This window comes from Aquincola tertiaricarbonis (genome assembly GCF_000969605.1).
Taxonomy (GTDB): domain Bacteria; phylum Pseudomonadota; class Gammaproteobacteria; order Burkholderiales; family Burkholderiaceae_C; genus Aquincola; species Aquincola tertiaricarbonis.
Genome location: NZ_JZUE01000002.1, coordinates 286259 through 306240, shown reverse-complemented (window position 1 = coordinate 306240; position 19982 = coordinate 286259). Strand labels below are relative to the sequence as shown.

19 protein-coding genes are annotated in these 19982 nt (G+C 69.0%); 9 read left to right on the top strand and 10 right to left on the bottom strand.

The annotated features are described in order from the left end of the window. Positions 1-130 precede the first annotated feature (130 nt). The 6 genes from rpsF (at position 131) to VO99_RS03645 (ending at position 4372) form a co-directional block, all read left to right on the top strand. A complete protein-coding gene (gene rpsF / locus VO99_RS03670) occupies positions 131-496 on the top strand; it encodes a 30S ribosomal protein S6 (RefSeq protein ID WP_046111434.1) in 366 nt (121 codons plus the stop codon). A gap of 31 nt (positions 497-527) precedes the next feature. Then, positions 528-809 (top strand): primosomal replication protein N, encoded by a 282-nt coding sequence (gene priB, locus VO99_RS03665; RefSeq protein ID WP_046111433.1) that lies wholly within the window; start codon positions 528-530, stop codon positions 807-809. 46 nt (positions 810-855) lie between these two features. Continuing rightward, the gene (gene rpsR / locus VO99_RS03660) at positions 856-1146 is read left to right on the top strand and encodes a 30S ribosomal protein S18 (protein ID WP_046111432.1); all 291 of its coding nucleotides are present in this window, start codon (positions 856-858) and stop codon (positions 1144-1146) included. A gap of 10 nt (positions 1147-1156) precedes the next feature. After that, positions 1157-1609 carry a 50S ribosomal protein L9 gene (rplI, locus tag VO99_RS03655; protein ID WP_046111431.1) on the top strand — a complete coding sequence of 151 codons (453 nt, stop codon included), beginning with the start codon at positions 1157-1159 and terminating at the stop codon, positions 1607-1609. 145 nt (positions 1610-1754) lie between these two features. Then, complete coding sequence (gene dnaB, locus VO99_RS03650; RefSeq protein WP_046111430.1) at positions 1755-3170, top strand: replicative DNA helicase; 1416 nt, start codon at positions 1755-1757, stop codon at positions 3168-3170. 110 nt (positions 3171-3280) lie between these two features. After that, complete coding sequence (locus tag VO99_RS03645) at positions 3281-4372, top strand: PA0069 family radical SAM protein (RefSeq protein ID WP_157039420.1); 1092 nt, start codon at positions 3281-3283, stop codon at positions 4370-4372. Positions 4373-4381: 9 nt separating this feature from the next. Here VO99_RS03645 and VO99_RS03640 read toward each other — a convergent pair whose 3' ends face one another. The 7 genes from VO99_RS03640 to VO99_RS03610 form a co-directional block, all read right to left on the bottom strand. After that, the gene (locus VO99_RS03640; protein ID WP_046111428.1) at positions 4382-5185 is read right to left on the bottom strand and encodes a peptidoglycan-binding protein; all 804 of its coding nucleotides are present in this window, start codon (positions 5183-5185) and stop codon (positions 4382-4384) included. 94 nt (positions 5186-5279) lie between these two features. Further along, entirely contained in the window at positions 5280-6440 is a 1161-nt protein-coding gene (gene dnaJ, locus VO99_RS03635) for a molecular chaperone DnaJ (RefSeq protein ID WP_046111427.1), read from the bottom strand. A gap of 151 nt (positions 6441-6591) precedes the next feature. Further along, positions 6592-8535: a molecular chaperone DnaK gene (gene dnaK / locus VO99_RS03630; RefSeq protein WP_046111426.1), complete on the bottom strand. Its 1944-nt coding sequence runs from the start codon at positions 8533-8535 to the stop codon at positions 6592-6594. A gap of 68 nt (positions 8536-8603) precedes the next feature. Then, entirely contained in the window at positions 8604-9200 is a 597-nt protein-coding gene (gene grpE, locus VO99_RS03625) for a nucleotide exchange factor GrpE (RefSeq protein WP_083440334.1), read from the bottom strand. A 107-nt stretch (positions 9201-9307) separates the two neighbouring features. Then, positions 9308-9748, bottom strand: a complete 441-nt coding sequence (locus VO99_RS03620) for an RNA-binding S4 domain-containing protein (RefSeq protein ID WP_046111425.1) — start codon at positions 9746-9748, stop codon at positions 9308-9310. Beyond that, complete coding sequence (locus tag VO99_RS03615) at positions 9748-11196, bottom strand: sensor histidine kinase (RefSeq protein WP_232315254.1); 1449 nt, start codon at positions 11194-11196, stop codon at positions 9748-9750. Before VO99_RS03615 ends, VO99_RS03620 begins: the two co-directional genes overlap by 1 nt. Next, complete coding sequence (locus tag VO99_RS03610) at positions 11193-11852, bottom strand: response regulator transcription factor (RefSeq protein WP_046111424.1); 660 nt, start codon at positions 11850-11852, stop codon at positions 11193-11195. Before VO99_RS03610 ends, VO99_RS03615 begins: the two co-directional genes overlap by 4 nt. Before the next feature lie 124 nt (positions 11853-11976). On the opposite strand from VO99_RS03610, the gene VO99_RS03605 reads away from it, so the two are divergent. The 3 genes from VO99_RS03605 to VO99_RS03595 are packed head-to-tail and all read left to right on the top strand — an operon-like array spanning position 11977 to position 14964. After that, positions 11977-12936, top strand: coding sequence for a tripartite tricarboxylate transporter substrate binding protein (locus VO99_RS03605; RefSeq protein WP_046111423.1), 960 nt, complete (start codon positions 11977-11979; stop codon positions 12934-12936). Continuing rightward, positions 12936-13469: a tripartite tricarboxylate transporter TctB family protein gene (locus tag VO99_RS03600; protein WP_046111422.1), complete on the top strand. Its 534-nt coding sequence runs from the start codon at positions 12936-12938 to the stop codon at positions 13467-13469. The genes VO99_RS03605 and VO99_RS03600 overlap by 1 nt, the downstream gene beginning before the upstream one ends. Before the next feature lie 10 nt (positions 13470-13479). Next, entirely contained in the window at positions 13480-14964 is a 1485-nt protein-coding gene (locus VO99_RS03595; RefSeq protein ID WP_046111421.1) for a tripartite tricarboxylate transporter permease, read from the top strand. A gap of 27 nt (positions 14965-14991) precedes the next feature. On the opposite strand, the gene hemH is transcribed toward VO99_RS03595, so the two are convergent. Genes hemH through VO99_RS03580 form a run of 3 tightly spaced genes read right to left on the bottom strand, consistent with a single transcriptional unit; the run spans position 14992 to position 19926 of the window. Continuing rightward, on the bottom strand, positions 14992-16092 hold the full coding sequence (hemH, locus tag VO99_RS03590) for a ferrochelatase (RefSeq protein ID WP_046111420.1): 1101 nt from the start codon (positions 16090-16092) through the stop codon (positions 14992-14994). Positions 16093-16104: 12 nt separating this feature from the next. After that, positions 16105-18942 (bottom strand): ATP-binding protein, encoded by a 2838-nt coding sequence (locus VO99_RS28585; RefSeq protein ID WP_052736069.1) that lies wholly within the window; start codon positions 18940-18942, stop codon positions 16105-16107. A gap of 15 nt (positions 18943-18957) precedes the next feature. Next, positions 18958-19926, bottom strand: a complete 969-nt coding sequence (locus VO99_RS03580; RefSeq protein WP_046111419.1) for an adenylate/guanylate cyclase domain-containing protein — start codon at positions 19924-19926, stop codon at positions 18958-18960. Between the last annotated feature and the right edge of the window lie 56 nt (positions 19927-19982).

Sequence of the window (19982 nt, the reverse complement as noted above, 5' to 3'; positions counted from 1 at the left end):
GGCTTTTCCGGGCCTGCAGGGTTCGGGGAAGAAGCCAATCCAGGGTGTGCGCCTGCGCGCACCCCGGCCTTGCCGCAGGCGAACCGATGCAGCGCCGCGGCTTCCACCACGGAATCCACAAGGAGAATCCATGCGTCACTACGAGATCGTTCTGCTGATCCATCCGGATCAAAGCGAACAGGTTCCGGCCATGCTGGAGCGCTACAAGGGCAGCATCACGAATGCTGGCGGCACGGTGCACCGTGTCGAGGACTGGGGCCGCCGCCAACTGGCCTACCAGATCCAGAAGCTCAGCAAGGCCCACTACCTCTGCCTCAACATCGAGTGCAGCAAGGAAACGCTGGAAGAGCTGGAAACCGGCTTCCGCTTCAACGACGCCGTGCTGCGTCACCTGACCGTGGCGATGGACAAGGCCGAAACCGCGCCGTCCGTCATCATGAAGCAGGTCGAGCGCGAAGAAGCCCGCAAGCAGCAAGCGCAGGAGAGCGCCGCCTGAGCATGATGTTCGCGGCCTGGCAGTTGCCCGCATGAACCGGCTGGTTCTGCAAGCGCAATTGCTGGAGCGTGCCGCGCTGCGCTACACCCCCGCCGGCCTGCCGGCCCTGGACCTGGTGCTTCAGCACGAGTCCGAGGTCAGCGAGAACGGCCACCCCCGCAAGGTGTCTCTCGAGATGCGTTCGGTGGCGATCGGGGAGATCACGCAGCCGTTGAGCAAGCTGGAACTGGGCGCCTCGCGCACCTTCGCCGGCTTTCTCGCAGCAGCACGCAACGGCCGCGGCGTCGTGTTCCATGTCACGGCACTCGACTGACGAGCGCACCTGTTCAATCCCGGATCCAGAATCAAACGAGGTCACTATGCCCCCGCCACGTGGTAAAGGCCGTTCGGCCAAAGATCGCAAGCCCAAGCGCAACCAACAATCGCTGCTGTTCCGCCGCAAGCGCTTCTGCCGCTTCACGGTCGCCGGCGTCGAGACGATCGACTACAAGGACATCGACACGCTGCGCGATTTCGTCGGTGAAAACGGCAAGATCACGCCCGCTCGCCTGACCGGCACGCGTGCGTTCTTCCAGCGCCAGCTGACGACGTGCATCAAGCGCGCCCGTTTCCTGGCCATGCTGCCGTACTCCGACCAGCACAAGTCCTGAGGAAACCGCCATGCAAATCATCCTGCTGGACAAGGTTGCCAACCTGGGCAATCTCGGTGATGTCGTCAAGGTCAAGGACGGCTACGCCCGCAACTTCCTGATCCCGACCAAGCGCGCCCGCCGCGCGACCGACGTCGCGATCAAGGAATTCGAAGCCCGCCGCGCCGAGCTCGAGAAGGCCGCCGCCGAAAAGCTGTCGGCCGCTCAAGCCCTGGGCGACAAGCTCAACGGCAAGTCGGTCCGCATCGCGCAGAAGGCCGGTGTCGATGGCCGTCTGTTCGGCTCGGTCACGAATGCCGACATCGCCGACGCGCTGAAGAAGGAAGGCTTCGACATCGCCAAGTCGCAAGTGCGCCTGCCCAACGGCCCGCTGAAGACCATCGGCGAGTTCACGGTGGCGGTCGCTCCGCACACCGACGTGGTGTCGGAAGTCACCATCGTGGTGGTCGGCGAAACCGACTGATCGCCTCGGCGCACCGTCGCTGCAAGAGGGCCGGCTGATCGCCGGCCCTTTTTCTTTGGCGCGGCGGGTTATCCGCGCAAGTTCCCCAGGTCATGCACAGGTCTGTCCACAGGCGCTGTCGCAGGGCCGGCTTATCCTCGGAACCATGTCTGTAGTCTTCCAGAGCCCCGTGTTTCCTGGCGCCGCGCGCGACGACGAAGTCGCCCGCCTGCGGGTGCCGCCCCATTCGATCGAAGCCGAGCAGAGCGTGCTCGGCGGCCTGCTGCTCGACAACGGCGCCTGGGACCGCGCCGGCGACCTGCTGCAGGAAAGCGACTTCTACCGCTTCGAGCACAAGGCCATCTATGGCGTGATCGGCTCGCTGATCAATGCCAACAAGCCCGCCGACGTCATCACGGTCTTCGAGCAGCTGCAGAGCCTGGGCAAGGCCGACGAGTGCGGTGGCCTGGTCTACCTGAATGCGCTGGCGCAAAGCGTGCCCAGCGCGGCCAACCTGCGGCGCTATGCGGAGATCGTTCGCGAGCGCGCCATCCTGCGCAAGCTGATCGAGGCCAGTGACGAGATCGCCACCAACGCCTTCAATCCGCAGGGCAGGGCGGTGTCGCAGATCCTGGACGAGGCCGAGGGCAAGATCTTCAAGATCGGCGAAGAAGGCTCACGCACCAAGCAGGGCTTCCAGAGCATGGACCACCTGGTCATGCAGCTGATCGACCGCGTGACCGAGCTGGCCGAGAACGGCGCCGAGGAAGTGACGGGCGTGCGCACCGGCTTCTACGACATGGACCGCATGACGGCGGGCTTGCAGCCGGGCGACCTGATCGTGCTGGCGGCGCGGCCTTCCATGGGCAAGACGGCCTTCGCGCTGAACATCGCCGAGCATGTGGCGGTGAACGAAGGCCTGCCGGCGGTGGTGTTCTCGATGGAAATGGGCGCCTCGCAGCTGGCGCTGCGGATGGTGGGCTCGCTCGGCCGCATCGACCAACAGCACCTGCGCACCGGCGCGCTGCGCGACGACGAATGGGGCCGGTTGACCGAGGCGGTGGACAAGCTGTCTAAGGCCAGCGTCTTCATCGACGAGACGCCCGCGCTCAACCCGGCCGAGCTGCGCGCCCGCGCACGGCGCCAGGCGCGGCAGTGCGGCAAGCTGGGCCTGATCGTCATCGACTACCTGCAGCTGATGAGCGGCACCGCCAGCAGCAACGAGGAGAACCGGGCGACCGTCATCGGCGAGATCTCGCGTGGCCTGAAGGCACTGGCCAAGGAGCTGCAATGCCCGGTGATCGCCCTGTCGCAGCTCAACCGCTCGGTGGAAACACGCACCGACAAGCGGCCGATGATGAGCGACCTGCGCGAGTCCGGCGCCATCGAGCAGGACGCCGACGTCATCATGTTCATCTACCGCGACGAGTACTACAACAAGGACTCGAAGGAGCCGGGCGTGGCCGAGATCATCATCGGCAAGCAGCGTAACGGCCCGGTGGGCACGGTGAAGCTCACCTTCCTCAAGCCGCTGACCAAGTTCGACAACCTGGCACCGGGCAGCAGCAGCGGCGAGTATTGAGTGATGGGCCGGCCGTGGCGCCGGCGTTTGCAAGGCGCGCAAGCACTGTATATATTCACAGTATGCGCACCGACCGTCCCATTCAGTCACGCCCGCCAGCGGCCACCTTGATGTATGCACCTCGCTCGCCGGTCAAGGGCCGGGGCACGGTGTGGGCCATCGAGCACCGCTTCACTTCCGATGCACGGGAGGCCTTTGACGACGGCTGGGGTGCGCTGGAGCAGGCGGCGCAGGAAGAGGTGCTGGCGCCCGGCACGCAGCTGGTGGAAGAGAACGTCAAGTCGATCCTGGCGGCCAACGACTCGCCGGACATCTCGTTCGACCTGTCGATCAACCCCTACCGCGGCTGCGAGCACGGCTGCATCTACTGCTTCGCGCGGCCCACGCACAGCTACCTCAACCTGTCGCCGGGGCTGGACTTCGAGACGCGCATCATCGCCAAGGTGAATGCGGCCGAACGGCTGCGTGAGGCCCTGGCCGGGCGCAGCTACCGTCCCCAGGCGCTGAACATCGGCTCGGCCACCGACGCCTACCAGCCGGTGGAGCGCCGGCTGCGAATCACCCGTTCGGTGATCGAGGTGCTGGTGGAGGCGCAGCATCCGTTCTCGGTCATCACCAAGTCGGCCGGCATCGAGCGCGACATCGACCTGATTGCGCCAATGGCCGCGCAGAACATGGCGGCGGCCTATGTCTCGCTCACCACGCTGGACCCTCAGCTCGCCCGCATCCTGGAGCCGCGGGCGGCCGCGCCGCACCGGCGCCTGCAGACGATCAAGGCATTGACCCAGGCGGGCATCCGCGTGGGCGTGAGCGTGTCGCCGGTCATACCCTTCATCAACGAGCCGGAGATCGAGCAGATCCTGGAGGCTGCGGCCGAGGCGGGTGCCACGCGGGCCTTCAGCATCGTCTTGCGGCTGCCGTGGGAGGTGAACCCGCTGTTCCAGCAGTGGCTGGAGCAGCACTTCCCTGACCGCGCAGCGCGGGTCATGGCACGAATCCGTGAGATGCGGGGTGGCCGCGACAACGATGCCAATTTCGGCAGCCGCATGCGCGGGCAGGGCATCTGGGCCGAGCTGTTGCACCAGCGCGTGAAGAAGGCCGCCGCGCGGCTGGGCCTGGACCGGGAGCGGATCGAGCTGGACTTCAGCCGCTTCAAGCCGCCGGTGAAGGCCGGCATGCAGGCCCAGGGCAGCTTGTTCTAGGCACCCTGCCTAGAGATCCTCGTCGTCGGTCAGCATGTCGCCGATGCGGTAGGCCTCGGTGAAGGCTTCCAGCCCGTGGCTGCCGCCGTTGACTGCGCGCCGGGCACTGCGCAGGTCACCTTCCAGTAGCGCCGACTTGATGCGCAGCTCGCGGTCCTTCAGGAAGGCTGCCAGCACCGCCGCGGCCACGGCGGGGTCATTGGCCTCGTGCGGATGGTCAATCAGCGAGGCGCCCAGCCGTTCGGCATACACGGTGTAGTTGTGGCGGCCGGTGAGCTGCACGAAGCCGCGGCCCTTGAAGGCGGCGCCATCCGGCGCGTCGTGGTTGCCAAGATCGGCGCGGCGGTCGTAGAGGTCGAATGGGTGGCCGCGCGGCGAGGTGTTGAAGCGCGACGGGCCTTCGTCGATGGGCACGAAGCCCGCCGTCTCGGCGCGGATGGTGGCCAGTGCGGCCAGCAGCATGATGCGGTCGGGCATGCCGGCGCTCTTCATCGCTTCCAGCACCGGCGGCAGGTGACTGCGGAGGGCGCCCAGCGGCGTGGCGGGGAACATCTGCGCCACCACCTGCAGCGTGAAGCGGTCGGTGGCGTCGGGAAGTTTGTCGCTGCGTGCCAGGCCCAGTGCACGCAAGGTGCGGGGGCCGGCCACGCCGTCGTGCAGCAGGCCGGCACTGTGCTGGAAGGCCATCACCGCGGCTTCGGTGCCGGCGCCAAACTCGCCGTCGATCTTGCCGGGATTGAACCCGGCCGTCAGCAGTGCCTGCTGCAGCTTACGGACCGCGGGTCCGCTGTCACCGATCTCGAGCATCGCCATGCAAGACCTCGTGGACGCTGGAGCTGCCGGCGTTACGAGGCTTATAGCAGCGCGCCGCCGGCTTGTAACCGGCGGCATCCCCAGAAGCGCAGGCTTACTTGAACAGGTCCTTGACCCGGTCGGTCCAGCTCTTGGCGTTGGGCGAGTGCTTGTCGCCGCCCTTGCGGAAGGAGTCGTCCAGTTCCTTCAGCAGCTTGCGCTGGTGCTCGGTGATCTTCACCGGGGTTTCCACCGCGATATGGCAGTACAGGTCGCCCGGATAACTGGATCGGATGCCCTTGATGCCCTTGCCGCGCAGCCGGAAGGTCTTGCCGTGCTGGGTGCCTTCGGGCAGCTCGATCTCCGCCTTGCCGCCCAGCGTAGGCACCTCGATGCCGCCGCCCAGCGCCGCGGTGGTCAGCCCGATCGGCACGGTGCAGTGCAGGTCGTCGCCGTCGCGCTCGAAGATCTCGTGCTGCTTGATGCGGATCTCGATGTAGAGATCGCCGGCGGGGCCGCCGTTGGTGCCAGGCTCGCCGTTGCCGGCCGAGCGGATGCGCATGCCTTCGTTGATGCCGGCGGGGATCTTCACCTCCAGCGTCTTCTGCCGCTTGATCTTGCCGTCGCCGCTGCAGGTCACGCAGGGCTCGGGGATGATCTTGCCGGTGCCGTGGCAGTGCGGGCAGGTCTGCTGGATGCTGAAGAAGCCCTGGCGCAGGTGCACCGTGCCGCTGCCGTTGCAGCTGGCGCAGGTCTTGGGGCTGGTGCCGGGCTTGGCGCCGGAGCCCTTGCAGGTCTCGCAGGTGTCCCACGTGGGGATGCGGATCTGCGTCTCCTTGCCGTTGGCTGCTTCCTCGAGCGTGATCTCCATCGCGTAGGAGAGATCGCTGCCGCGGTACACCTGTTGGCCGCCGCCCGGCCGGCGCTGGCCGCCGGGGCCGCCCTGCGCACCGAAGAGGTCGCCGAAGATGTCGCCGAACGCCTCGGCGAAACCGCCGAAGCCTTCCTGGCCGGGGCCGCCGCGGCCCATGCCCATGTTGGGGTCGACGCCGGCATGGCCGTATTGGTCGTAGGCGGCTCGCTTCTGCGGGTCGGAGAGCATCTCGTAGGCCTCCTTGGCCTCCTTGAACTTCTCCTCGGCCGTCTTGGCATCGTCCCCCTGGTTGCGGTCCGGGTGGAACTTCATGGCCAGCTTGCGGTAGGCCTTCTTGATAGCGTCATCGTCGGCGTTCTTGGGGACGCCGAGGATGTCGTAGTAGTCGCGCTTAGTTGCCATTGAAAGTTGCCATTGAATTTCGGGCTCATTCAAGCGAGGAAGCCGCGCCGGGGCGAAGAGGCGTTCATCACGCAACCTTCGCGCCCGGACGCGGCGCATTCAAGGAACGTCGGGGGCGGACCGGGCAGGGCCGCCGCCGTCGTTCAGCACGTCACTTCTTGACTTCCTTGAAGTCGGCGTCGACGACGTTGTCGTCTTCCGCCCGTGCTTCGCTCTTCGGGGCCGCGCCTTCGGTGGCACCGGCCGCACCGGCGGCGCCGGCGGCAGCCGCCTGGGCATCGCCGTACATCTTCTCGCCCAGCTTCTGGCTGGCGGTCATCAGGGCTTCGGTCTTGGCGTCGATGTCGGCCTTGTCCTCACCCGCGAGGGCGGCTTCCAGGTCCTTCAGCGCGGCTTCGATCTTTTCCTTCTCAGGCGCGTCGAGCTTGTCGCCATGCTCGCTCACGCTCTTCTTGACCGAGTGCACCAGCGCCTCGCCCTGGTTGCGGGCCTGCACCAGCTCCAGCTTCTTGGCGTCTTCGGCGGCATTCAGCTCGGCGTCCTTCACCATCTTCTCGATCTCGGCTTCGGACAGGCCCGAGTTCGCCTTGATGGTGATCTTGTTTTCCTTGCCGGTGCCCTTGTCCTTGGCGCTCACGTGCAGGATGCCGTTGGCGTCGATGTCGAAGGTGACTTCCACCTGCGGCACGCCGCGCGGGGCCGGCGGAATGCCCTCGAGGTTGAACTCGCCCAGGCTCTTGTTGCCCGAGGCCATCTCGCGCTCGCCCTGGAACACCTTGATGGTCACCGCCGGCTGGTTGTCGTCGGCCGTGGAGAACACCTGGCTGAACTTGGTCGGGATCGTGGTGTTCTTCTTGATCATCTTGGTCATCACGCCGCCCAGGGTCTCGATGCCCAGGCTCAGCGGGGTGACGTCCAGCAGCAGCACGTCCTTGCGCTCGCCGCCCAGCACCTGGCCTTGCACGGCCGCGCCCACGGCGACGGCTTCGTCAGGGTTGACGTCCTTGCGCGGTTCCTTGCCGAAGAACTCCTTGACCTTCTCCTGCACCTTGGGCATGCGGGTCATGCCGCCGACCAGGATCACGTCGTCGATGTCGCTGACCTTGACGCCCGCATCCTTGATGGCGATGCGGCAGGGCTCGATCGTGCGCTCGATCAGCTCGTCCACCAGGCTTTCCAGCTTGGCGCGGGTGAGCTTGATGTTCAGGTGCTTCGGGCCCGAGGCATCGGCCGTGACGTAGGGCAGGTTGATGTCGGTCTGCGACGAGTTCGACAGCTCGATCTTCGCCTTCTCGGCCGCTTCCTTCAGGCGCTGCAGGGCCAGCACGTCCTTGGTCAGGTCGACGCCTTGCTCCTTTTTGAACTCGGCGATGATGTAGTCGATGATGCGCTGGTCGAAGTCCTCGCCGCCCAGGAAGGTGTCGCCGTTGGTCGACAGCACCTCGAACTGCTTCTCGCCATCGACGTCGGCGATCTCGATCACCGAGATGTCGAAGGTGCCGCCGCCCAGGTCATAGACGGCGATCTTGCGGTCGCCCTTGCCGTGCTTGTCCAGGCCGAAGGCCAGGGCCGCGGCCGTGGGCTCGTTGATGATGCGCTTGACGTCCAGGCCGGCGATGCGGCCGGCGTCCTTGGTGGCCTGGCGCTGCGCGTCGTTGAAGTACGCGGGCACCGTGATCACGGCCTCGGTCACTTCCTCGCCCAGGTAGTCCTCGGCGGTCTTCTTCATCTTGCGCAGCACTTCGGCGCTGACCTGCGGGGGCGCCAGCTTCTTGCCGCGCACTTCCACCCAGGCGTCGCCGTTGTCGGCCGCGGCGATGGTGTAGGGCATCAGGTCGATGTCCTTCTGCACTTCCTTCTCGGTGAACTTGCGACCGATCAGGCGCTTGACCGCATACAGCGTGTTGCGCGGGTTGGTGACGGCCTGCCGCTTGGCGGCGGCGCCGACCAGGATCTCACCGTCTTCCTGGTACGCAATGATCGACGGCGTGGTGCGCGCACCTTCGCTGTTCTCGATCACGCGCGTGGTGTTGCCTTCCATGACCGCGACGCACGAGTTCGTGGTGCCGAGGTCGATGCCAATGATCTTGCCCATATTCTTTCTCCTGAAACTGAAAAATCCGGTTGTGTTCGAGTTGTGGATAACTCAGGTGTTTTCAAGGCTCACTTCGGCGCCGACACCGTCACCAGCGCGGGGCGAAGCACCCGCTCGGCGATGAGGTAGCCTTTCTGCAGCACGGCCACCACCGTGTTGGCCTCCTGGTCGGCCGGCACCACGCTGATGGCCTGGTGCTGGTGGGGATCGAACTTGGTGCCCGCGGGCGGCGCGATCTCGACCACCTTGTTGCGCTCCAGCGCCTGGCTGAGCTGGCGCAGCGTGGCATGCACGCCTTCCAGCATCTGCTGGCTGGTGGCGTTCTGGATGGCGATCGCGGCTTCCAGGCTGTCCTTGACCGGCAGCAGCGATTCGGCAAAACCTTCCACCGCGAACTTGCGGGCCTTGGCCACTTCTTCCTCGGCGCGGCGGCGGGTGTTCTCGGCCTCGGCCTTGGAGCGCAGGTAGGCGTCGGCCACCTCCGCATGCTTGGCCTCCAGCTCGGCCAGGCGGGCTTCGGCCGACGGCGCGGCGCCGTCGGCGCCCGACGGGGCGGCAGGCGACGCGGTCGTGGCTTCAGGGGCGGCCGGTGCTGCGGCGGGCGCACCGGCGGCGGCCGGATCGGCGGCTTGGGGGGCTTGTTGGGCGGGGTCGTTCGACGTCATTGTTTTCAAACGGAAAGAGGACTGCCGGGCACTTGAGGCGTGATTTCAGGGTTTCAAGAGGGCCTTCGCACGCTGGGGTTGATCCAGACGTGGCACGCGCGCGGGGATCAGCCGCCCTCGTCGTCGTCGACCGAGGCGCTCCAGCGCTGCCAGTCGGCCAAGGTGCGGCGGTCGCGCTTGGTGGGCCGGCCCTGCTCGATGCTGGCGGCCGGCTCCACGCCCTGGCGGCGGGCCTGCGCAGCCCGTTCACGGGCCTGGATGCTGTCCGGCGTTTCCTCGTACAGCGCCTGGGCCACCGGGGCAGGGCCGCGCACATGGCTCAGCCCCAGCACCACCACGGTGCGCAGCGCGGGCCCCTGGCGGAACTGCACCCGGTCGCCCAGGCGGAGCTCGCGCGAGGCCTTGGCCACCTGCTCGTTGATGCTCACGCGGCCCTTGCCGATCTCCTCGGCGGCCAGCGAGCGGGTCTTGAAGAAGCGGGCGGCCCACAGCCACTTGTCCAGGCGCGGGCCTTCGCGGGTGTCTCCGTCGTCGTGTTTGGTCTTCATCAGCGGGCGGCATTCTCCGCGAGCGGCAGGCGCACCACCGCATCGAGCCCCGGCGGCCGCCTGTCGTCGCCGCGCCGGTTCTCCAGGGCGATCTGGCCGCCCAGCGGTTCGACGATCTCGCGGCAAATGGCAAGCCCGAGTCCGGAGCCGCTGCCCGCCTCGCCGGCACTGAAGGGCTGGAACAGCCGCCGGCGCAGCGGCTCGCTGATGCCGGGGCCCTCATCGGCCACCGTGAGCACCGCCTGGCCGCCGTCGACGCCCAGGCGCACCTCCAGCGCGCTGCCGGGCGGGCCGTGCTTGATGGCGTTGTGCAGCAGGTTGCGGGTGAGCTCGCGCAGGGCCCAGGGATGCGCGCGCACCCAGGCCGGCGCCGCTTCCAGCGAGAAGTCGAGCCCGCGATCGGCGGTGAGCGGCGCGATGTCCAGCGACACCGCGCGCACGATGGGTGCCCAGTCCTGCGGCTCGGGTGCGCCTTGCTGGCGCAGCTGCTCCAGCTTGGCCAGCGCCAGCATCTGGTTGGCCAGGTCGGTGGCGCCCTGCACGGTGGTGGCGATCTCCTGCAGCGCCTGCGCCGGCGGCACGTCGCCACGCTGGGCCGACTGCACCTGCGCCTTCAGCACCGCCAGCGGCGTGCGCAGCTGGTGCGAGGCATCGCGCACGAAGCGCTTCTGGTGGTCCAGCAGCTGTTGCAGGCGCTGCATCACCTCGTTGGTGGCGTCCATCAGCGGGCGCAGCTCCTTCGGCGCGCCTTGCGCATCCACCGGCGTCAGGTCGCCTTCGCGGCGCTGGCGCAGCAGGGTGCTGAGCTCGCGCACGGGCCGCGTGGCGCTCTGCACCACCAGCACCACCACCAGCGCCAGCACCGCCAGCAGCGCGGCCTGGCGCCACACGGTGTCCAGCAGGATCTGGCGGGCCAGCGTCTCGCGCAGCTCCAGCGTCTCGGCCACCTGGATGGTGGCCACGCCCATGCCGTCGCGGCTGGCCACCGGCTGCAGCAGCACCGCCACGCGCACCGGTTCGCCCTGGTAGTGGTCGTCGTAGAACTCCACCAGGGCCGCATACGGTCCCTTGGCCGGCAGCGTGCCGCGCCAGGGCGGCAGGTCGGGGTAGCCGGCCACCACCTCGCCGTCGAAGCCGGTGACCTTGTAGAACAGGCTGCTGCGGTTGTCCGACTCGAAGGCCTCCAGCGCCGAGTACTGCACGGTGGAGGTGATGCGCAGCCGGCCGCCCACCTGTTCCACTGCCAGCAGTTCGCCCAGCGACTTGGCCGAGGCCAGCAGCGTGCGGTCGTAGGCGGTATTGACCGAGCGCAGCGCTTGTCTATACAAGCTGCCGGTGTTCAGCGCCACCAGCGCCAGCATGGGCAGCAGCAGCCCCCACAGCAACCGGCTGCGCACCGACAACCGGCCCAGGCGGCGCCGCAGGTCCTGCATCGAAGGCGGCTTCATCCCTTGAGCAGGTAACCCAGGCCGCGCAGGGTGACGAGCTGCGCGCCGGTGGCGGCCAGCCGCTTGCGCAGCCGGTACACCACCACCTCGATGGCCTCGGCCTGCGCGCTGGCGTCGCCCGGGAACACCAGCTCGAACAGGCGTTCCTTGGCCACAGCCTGGCCCGGCTGGGCCAGCAGGCCGCGCAGCAGCGCGGCCTCGCGCGGTGAGAGGTCCATCGGCTCGCCCAGGTGGTAGATCGCGCCGCTGGCGGCGTCCACCCGCAGGCCGCAGAACTCGGGCGTCGGCGCGGCCTTGCCGGCGCGGCGGGCCAGGGCCTGCACGCGGGCTTCCAGCTCGTCCAGGTCGAAAGGCTTGGGCAGGTAGTCGTCGGCGCCGGTGTTCAGGCCCAGCACGCGGTCGCCCACGGTGCTGCGCGCGGTGAGGATGAGCACCGGCGTGGTGAAGCCGCGCTGGCGCGCCTGCGCCAGCACTTCCAGGCCGTCGACGTCGGGCAGGCTGAGGTCCAGCAGCACCACGTCGGGCACGCTGGCGGCCCAGCGGTCCAGCGCGCGGCTGCCTTCGCCGCACACCACCACCTGGAAGCCGCGGCGCTGGAAGGAGCGCTGCAGCGTGGTCTGCATGGTGGGGTTGTCTTCGATCAGCAGCAGCTTCATGCGCGCGGGCCGGGGCCGCGAGGCCCTAGCGCTTTCCCTAGGTGGATGGACAGCCGTTTGACAGCTTTCTTGGCGAAGATCACCTCGGCCATTTTCACTAGAACGCCTTCCGTCTGGAGACACCATGCGTCGTGACACCTTCCTGAAATCCCTGGCGGCCCTGGCCGCTTCCGGTGCCCTGCCGATGTCGGCCTGGGCGGCGGCCAACCTGAAGATGATGGTGCCGGCCAACCCGGGCGGCGGCTGGGACACCACGGGCCGCGCGCTGGGCAAGGCGCTGATCGATTCCGGCGCGGCCGCGACCGTGAGCTACGAGAACAAGGGCGGTGCAGCAGGCACCATCGGCCTCGCGCAGTTCGTCAACAGCAGCAAGGGCGACGGCAATGCGCTGATGGTGATGGGCGCCGTGATGCTGGGCGGCATCATCACCGGCAAGCCGCCGGTGCAGCTGTCGCAGGCCACGCCCATCGCGCGGCTGTCCAGCGAATACAACGTCTTCGTGCTGCCGGCCAACTCGCCCTTCAAGACCATGCAGGACGTGGTGGCCCAGCTCAAGAAGGACCCCGGCAGCGTGAAGTGGGGCGGTGGCTCCCGCGGCTCGACCGAGCACATCGCCGCGGCCATGCTGGCGCGTGACGTCGGCGTCGATCCGGCCAAGATCAACTACGTGGCCTTCCGGGGGGGTGGCGAAGCCACGGCCGCCATCCTGGGCGGCAACGTGTCGGTGGGCGGCAGCGGCCTGAGCGAGTTCTCCGAGTACATCAAGGCCGGCAAGATGCGCGCGGTGGCCGTCACCTCGGAGAAGCGCCTGCCCGGCCAGGACATCCCGACGATGAAGGAGATGGGCTACAACGTGGTGATCGGCAACTGGCGCGGCGTGTTCGGCGCGGCCGGCATCACGCCCGAGCAGCGCAAGGCGCTGACCGACGCCATCGTCACCGCCACCAAGCACAAGTCGTGGGCGGAAGCCGTGGAGCGCAACGGCTGGACGCCGGCGCTGCTCACCGGCCCGGCCTTCGACCAGTTCGTGGACGACGAATTCGCATCGCTGCGGGCGGTGATGGCCAAGTCCGGAATGATCTGATGCACAGCGCCCGCCGCCCCAAGGGTGCCCAGACACTCGTGGCCGTCGGAACGCTGGTGGCCGCTGGCCTGCTGGCGGCCGGTGCCCGCGACATCAGCTCCGAGGCCGGCTATGCCGGCATCGGCCCCAACTTCGTGCCCTGGGTGGTGGCCATCGCCCTGGGCATCTGCGGGCTGTGGCTGCTGTGGGAGTCGCTGACCGGCGGCTTCCGCCAGATGGACGGGGACGAGCCGCCGCCGGTGCTGTCAGGCGGCGATGGCCGGCCTTACTGGCCGGGCTTCGCCGCGGTCTCCGCCGGCATCCTCCTGAACGCCGCGCTCATCACCACCATCGGCTTCATCCTGAGCTGCACGCTGTCGTTCGTGCTGGCCACGCGCGGCTACCGCGCCTCGCAGGGCCACCCGGACCTGAGGCCGCTGACGCTGCTGAAGGATGCGCTGGTGGGCATCGCGATCGCTGCGCCGGTGTACTGGCTGTTCACCAAGCTGCTGGCCATCAACCTTCCCGGCCTGACGGCCACCGGCTGGATCTGAACGGCACCCCATGGACGTCTGGAACCAACTCCTCCAAGGCTTTGCCACTGCCGGCACGCCGGTCAACCTGCTGTGGGCGCTGCTGGGCTGCACCATCGGCACCGCCATCGGCGTGCTGCCGGGCATCGGGCCGGCCACCGCGGTGGCAATGCTGCTGCCCATCACGCTGCAGGTCGAGCCCACCGGCTCGATGATCTTCTTCGCCGGCATCTACTACGGTGCGATGTACGGCGGCTCCACCACCTCCATCCTGCTGAATACGCCCGGCGAGGCGGCCTCCATGGTCACCGCGATGGAGGGCAACAAGATGGCCAAGAACGGCCGCGCCGGCGCGGCGCTGGCCACGGCGGCCATCGGCTCCTTCGTGGCCGGCACCATCGCCACGGTGGTGGTGACGATCGCCGCGCCGGTGGTGGCCAAGTACGCGGTGCTGCTGGGCCCGCCCGAGTACTTCATGCTGATGGTGCTGGCCTTCGTCACCGTCACGGCGGTGCTGGGTAAGAGCGCGCTGCGCGGCGTGACCGCGCTGTTCATCGGGCTGGCGCTGGGCCTGATCGGCATCGACCAGATCACCGGCCAGGCCCGCTACACCATGGGCGTGCCCGAGCTGATGGACGGCATGGAGGTGGTGCTGATCGCGGTCGGGCTGTTCGCGGTGGCGGAGGCGCTGCACGTGGTGCTGTTCGAAGGCCGCGTGGTGGAGACCCAGAACAAGCTGACCAAGGTGCACATGACCAAGCTGGAATGGAAGCGGTCCATCCCGGCCTGGCTGCGCGCCACCTTCATCGGCATCCCGTTCGGCACCATCCCGGCCGGCGGCAGCGAGATCCCCACCTTCCTCAGCTACGCCACCGAGAAGAAGTTCTCCAAGCACAAGGAGCAGTTCGGCACCACCGGAGCCATCGAGGGCGTGGCCGGGCCCGAGGCCGCCAACAACGCGGCCATCACCGCCACGCTGATCCCGCTGCTGACGCTGGGCATTCCCACCTCCAACACCGCGGCCATCCTGCTGGGCGCGTTCCAGAACTACGGCATCCAGCCCGGGCCGCAGCTGCTGGACACCAATGCCACGCTGGTGTGGGCGCTGATCGCCTCGCTGTACATCGGCAACGTGATGCTGCTGGTGCTGAACCTGCCGCTGGTGGGCCTGTGGGTCAAGCTGCTGAAGGTGCCGAAGGCGCAGCTGTATGCCGGCATCCTGATCTTCGCCACGGTGGGCGTGTACGGCATGCGGCAGTCGGCCTTCGACCTCTTCCTGCTGTACGCCATCGGCGTGCTGGGCCTGGTGCTTCGGCGCTTCGACTTTCCCGCCGCGCCGGTGGTCATCGGCATGATCCTGGGCCCGCTGGCCGAGGCGCAGCTGCGCAACGCGCTGTCCATCGGCGAAGGCAAGTGGAGCATCCTGTGGGAGCGGCCGATGTCGGCCACGCTGCTGGCCTGCATCGTGGCGGTGATCGTGCTGCCGCGCATCGTCAAGCGGCTGCGGCGGGGCTGACCACCGGCAGCCCGGCGCGGCGGTTCTTCAGGCGGCCGCGCCCATCGCGACGGCGCGCTCACGCTGGGCGGCCAGTGCCGCGGGCGGGGCGCCGCGCAGCTCCCAGCCTTGCAGATGGCGTTCGGCCAGCGCGGCCAGCGCGTTGATCCACTGCGGCTGGTCGTTCAGGCAGGGGATGTAGTGGAAGGCCTGGCCACCGGCATGCAGGAAGGCTTCGCGCGCTTCCTGGTCGATCTCCTCCAGCGTCTCCAGGCAGTCGGAGGTGAAGCCGGGGCACATCACGTCCACGCGCTTCAGGCCCTGCTGCGCCAGTGCGATCAACGTCGGCTCGGTGTAGGGCTCCAGCCACTTGGCCTTGCCGAAGCGGCTCTGGAAGGTGACCTGCAGTTCGTCGGACCGCAGGCCCAGATGCTCGCGCAGCAGCCGGGCGGTGACATGGCATTCGCAGTGGTAGGGGTCGCCCAGGTGCAGCGTGCGCTCGGGCACGCCGTGAAAGCTGAGCACCAGCTTGTCGCCGCGGCCGTGCGCCGCCCAGTGGTCGGTCACGCGGCGGGCCAGCGCGCCGATGTAGCCGGCATCGTCGTGGTAGTGGTTGACGAAGCGCAGCTCGGGCTGGCGCCGCTGCTTCGCCATCCACTCATTGATCTTGTCGTTGGCGGTGGCGGTGGTGGAGCCGGCGTATTGCGGATACAGCGGCAGCACCAGGATGCGCGTGGCGCCCTCGGCGGTGAGTTCATCCAGCACCGAAGGGATGGAGGGATTGCCGTAGCGCATCGCATGGCGCACCAGCACCGCCGGCTCGGGCTGGCCCAGGCGTTCGCCCAGGTGGCCTCGCAGCAGCGTGGTCTGGCGCTGCGTCCACACCGCCAGCGGCGAGCCTTCCTTCGTCCAGATGCTGGCGTACTTGGCCGCCGACTTGGCCGGCCGCACCCGCAGGATCACGCCGTGCAGGATGGGCAGCCAGGCGGCGCGGGGAATCTCCACCACCCGCGGATCGCTCAGGAACTCGGCCAGGTAGGTGCGCAGGGCCGGGGCGGTGGGCGCATCGGGCGTGCCCAGGTTGACGAGCAGGACCGCGGTGCGCTGGGGCGTGCCGTGGCGCCACGCGGCGGGGGGTGGGGTCGTCATGCAGTGTGATCTTCAGTGGATGCCGGCACCAAGCCGGCCGAGGTCGGCGAGGATACGGGACAAGTCCAGCGGCTTGGACCAGTAGCCCGCGAAGCCGGCCTGCTGCGCGCGAGCCATGTCCTCGGGCGCGGCATCGGCCGAGCACATGTAGGCCGGCACGGCCGCATAGCCGGGCAGGGTGCGCAGCCGGGCCAGCACCTCGTAGCCGTTGCAGTCGGGCAGGTGGGCGTCCAGCACGAGGACGTCGGGCCGCAGTTCGTCCAGCCGCTCGAACAGCTCGGCGCCGGTCTCCACCACATGCGGCTCCACGTCGCTGTGCATGCGCAGCGCCTCGGTGAACAGCAGCGCATTGACGCGGTTGTCCTCCAGGTACAGCAGGCGCAGCGGCGCGGTGCGCGCGGCGGGCCCGGGCACGCCGGCGGTGGTCCCGGCGGCCGGCGCAGCGGGTGGCTCGGCCGGCAGCAGGATGCGCACGACGGTACCCACGCCCGGCTGGCTGCTCAGGCTGAGGCTGCCGCCCATGTCGCCCACCAGGCGGCGGGCGATCAGCAGGCCCAGGCCGCTGCCTTCGATGTTGCCTTCGCGGCCCAGCCGCTCGAAGGGCTGGAACAGCCGGGCCTGCTGGTCCTGGGTCATGCCGGAGCCGGTGTCGCGCACCTCGATGGCCACCGAGCCGCCGGACTCCGCCTCGAGGTGCCAGTGCACATGGCCGGCGGGCCGGTTGTACTTGATGGCGTTGGAGCCGATGTTCAGCAGCACCTGGCGCAGCCGCTGCTCGTCGGCCACCAGCCGGGGCGGGGCCGGCAACGGCGGCGGCAGGTGCTGGCTGACGCCGCGGGCCTGCGCCAGCGGTTGCAGCATGGAGGCGCAGGCCACCACCAGCGGCGCGGCATCCATCGCACGCGGCTGCAGGTTGAGGCCACCTTCCTCCACCTGCTGCAGGTCCAGCACGTCGTTGATGAGCGTGAGCAGGTGCTGGCTGGCATGCAGCACATGGTCCACGTAGTCCAGCCGCGCGCCGCCCTGCAGCCGCAGCAGCTGCGCGAAGCCGATGACCGCATTCAGGGGCGTGCGCATCTCGTGGCTCATGCGCGAGAGGAACTCGCTCTTGCTGCGGCTGGCCAGCTCCGCGGCCTGCTTGTCGCGCAGGGCCGCCTCGGTGGCGCGCTGGCGGGTGATGTCGGTCTGCGTGCCCACCATGCGCAGCGCGCTGCCATCGGCCCCGCGCGCGACGATGCGGCCGCGGTCGCGTATCCACAGCATTCGGCCGTCGCGATGCCGCATGCGGTAGTCCACCTCGAAGCCGAGGGCCTCGCCCTGCTGGTAGGCCTGCAGCGCGGCCTGCACCGCCGGCAGGTCTTCCGGATGCACGCGCGACGACCATTCCACGGCGTCGTCGCCGATCTCGTGCTCGGCATAGCCCAGCATCTGCTTCCAGTAGGCGGAGTAGAAGGTGCGGCCAGTGTCGACCTCCCAGTCCCACACGCCGTGGCCGGCCGCATCGAGCGCAAACTTCCAGCGCTCCTCGTTCAGCCGCACCTCGGCGGCCAGCATGCGCAGCTCGGTCACGTCGCGCACCAGGTACAGCAGCTCGCCGTCGGGCATGGGGGAGATGCGCGCCTCGAAGCTGCGCGGCTGGCCACGCACCGGCAGCTCGTATTCCAGGCGCTGGCTGTCGCCGCTGGCGCGGGCCTGGCGCAGCGCGGCACGCAGGCTGTCGGCCAGCGGCGGCGGCAGCAGGTCTGCCATGTGGCGATCCGCCAGGCTGCTCCAGGGCACGGCCATGGACGGATGGTCGGGCGCGCTGCAATGCTTGAAGCGACCGTCGTCGGCGATGACGAACCAGAGGTCGGGCACCGCGCGCAGCACCGCACGCAGCCGCGCGTCGGAGGTGCGGGCGCGGTCCTGCTCCTCGGCCAGCGCGCTGGCGCGTCGCCGGCGGTCGGTGATGTCCATCGACAGGTGCACCACCGTGCCATCGGGCAGCCGGCGGTCGTTGATGGTCACCCAGCCGCCGCGCCATTGCGTTTCCTGCGGACGGGGCACCGCAGCGGGTAGCGACAGCCGCCAGGCGACGAAGGCTTCCTCGCGGCCGATGGCCTGCTGGTAGTGGCCGGCGGCGGCCAGGTGGCGCACGGCGGTGGGCCAGTGGTCGCAACCGCGCGGCAGCAGGGCGCCGATCTGGCGGTGCCAGCGCTGGTTGGCCAGCAGGATGCGGCCATTCGGGTCGCTGATCATCACGCTGCCGGCCAGGCCGTCCAGCGTCTGCGTCAGCAGCTCATGCGCACGCTGCAGCCGGACGTCGGCGGGCTCGGACGGCCCGGCCGGTGCGGGTCCGGGCAGGGCGGCCAGGCGGGATTCGATGAGGCCGCCGCAGGCGATGGCCAGGTCGTGCAGGCCTTGCAGCACCGGATCGTCCAGCACCAGGGCCGGCCCACCCATCACGCACAGCGTGCCCACCGCGCGGCCGTGCATGCGCACCGGCACGCCGGCATAGGCGGCGATGCCGAGCGCCAAGGCGGTGGCGCGGCCCGGTGCATCGGCCGGCAGCGCGTCGTGCAGCTGGCGCAGCACCTGCGCATGGTCGCGCCGGACCACCTGGGCGCACAGGGGATGCAGCGCAGCGGCCTCGGTGCGCAGCATGCCCACCGCGGCCTTGGTGAAGGACCGCTGGCCGGTAAACAGCGTGAGCGCCGCCACCGGGCTGCGGCTGCAGCGGGCGGCCTGGCGCACCAGGGCGTCGAAGGCGGCGTCGGGGCTGGCATCCAGCAGCGCCAGTGCATCGGCGGCCACGGGCGGCGGCTGCTGCGCCGGAGCGGTGTCGGCGGACACGCGGGACTGCGTCGTCATGTCGGCTGGGGCCGGTCAGGGCAGGAGCAGGCCGTCGTCGAGTGCGTTGTGGTGCGTGTCGCCGAAGCGGAGCACCTCGAACTGCACGATGGGCGAGGTGCTTTCCAGCGGGCTGCCCCCCAGGCCGATGCTGCCCTTGCTGTGCAGGGTGCAGCTGCTGCGGCGCAGGCCGAGGATGCTGTTGTCGTCGCGGAAGCGCACGTAGGTGCCGTTGTAGCTGAGGTCGGTGAGCTGGATGGCGCCGCCGTGCCACTGGATGCGCGCATGCGAGCGCGACACCCGCGAGTCGTCCACGCAGAAGCTGGCCTGCGGGCTGCGGCCCAGGATCACCGGCGTCTGGTCGGCGATGTACACCCGCTCGATCTCGCCCCACAGCAGCCGGATGCCGTCGGGCTCGGCCAGCGGCGACACCGGATCGAACTGCGTGGTGGCATCCATGTCGGCACGCCGGTCGCCCAGCAAATGCACGAGCACCGGGTCGGCGCGGCCACGCAGGTGCATCCAGTCGAGGCTGCGGAAGCGCTGCTGCTGCTGGTGCTGCGGCAGGCCGCGCAGCACCGCGTCGGTGATCAGCGTCTCGTTGTCGCCTGCATGGTCGATCAGCCGGGCCGCCACGTTCACCGCGTCGCCGAAGCAGTCGCCGCCCATCTCCACCACCTCGCCGCGGGCCAGCGCCACCTGGATGCGCAGCGAACGCAGGCCCGGCGAGGCGCCGTGGGCGCGGCCGCGCGACAGCAGCTGGTCCAGCGCCTCGTGCATGCGGCTGGCGGCTTCCACGCCGTCCACTGAGGTGTCGAACACCGCCATCAGGCCGTCACCCAGCGTCTTGACCACCTGCCCGCCGCATTGCGTGACGGTGGCGGCCAGCAGGGTGACGGTGTGGGTGACGACCGAGCTGGCTTCCGCATTGCCGAGTTGCTCGTACAGCGCCGTGCTGCCGCGCAGGTCGGCAAACAGGACGGTGCGTTCGGCGATCACGGTCATGCGGCGCTACTGGGCAAATAGGGGGTTGACGGCTCGGCCTGAGTTTAAGCGGCCGC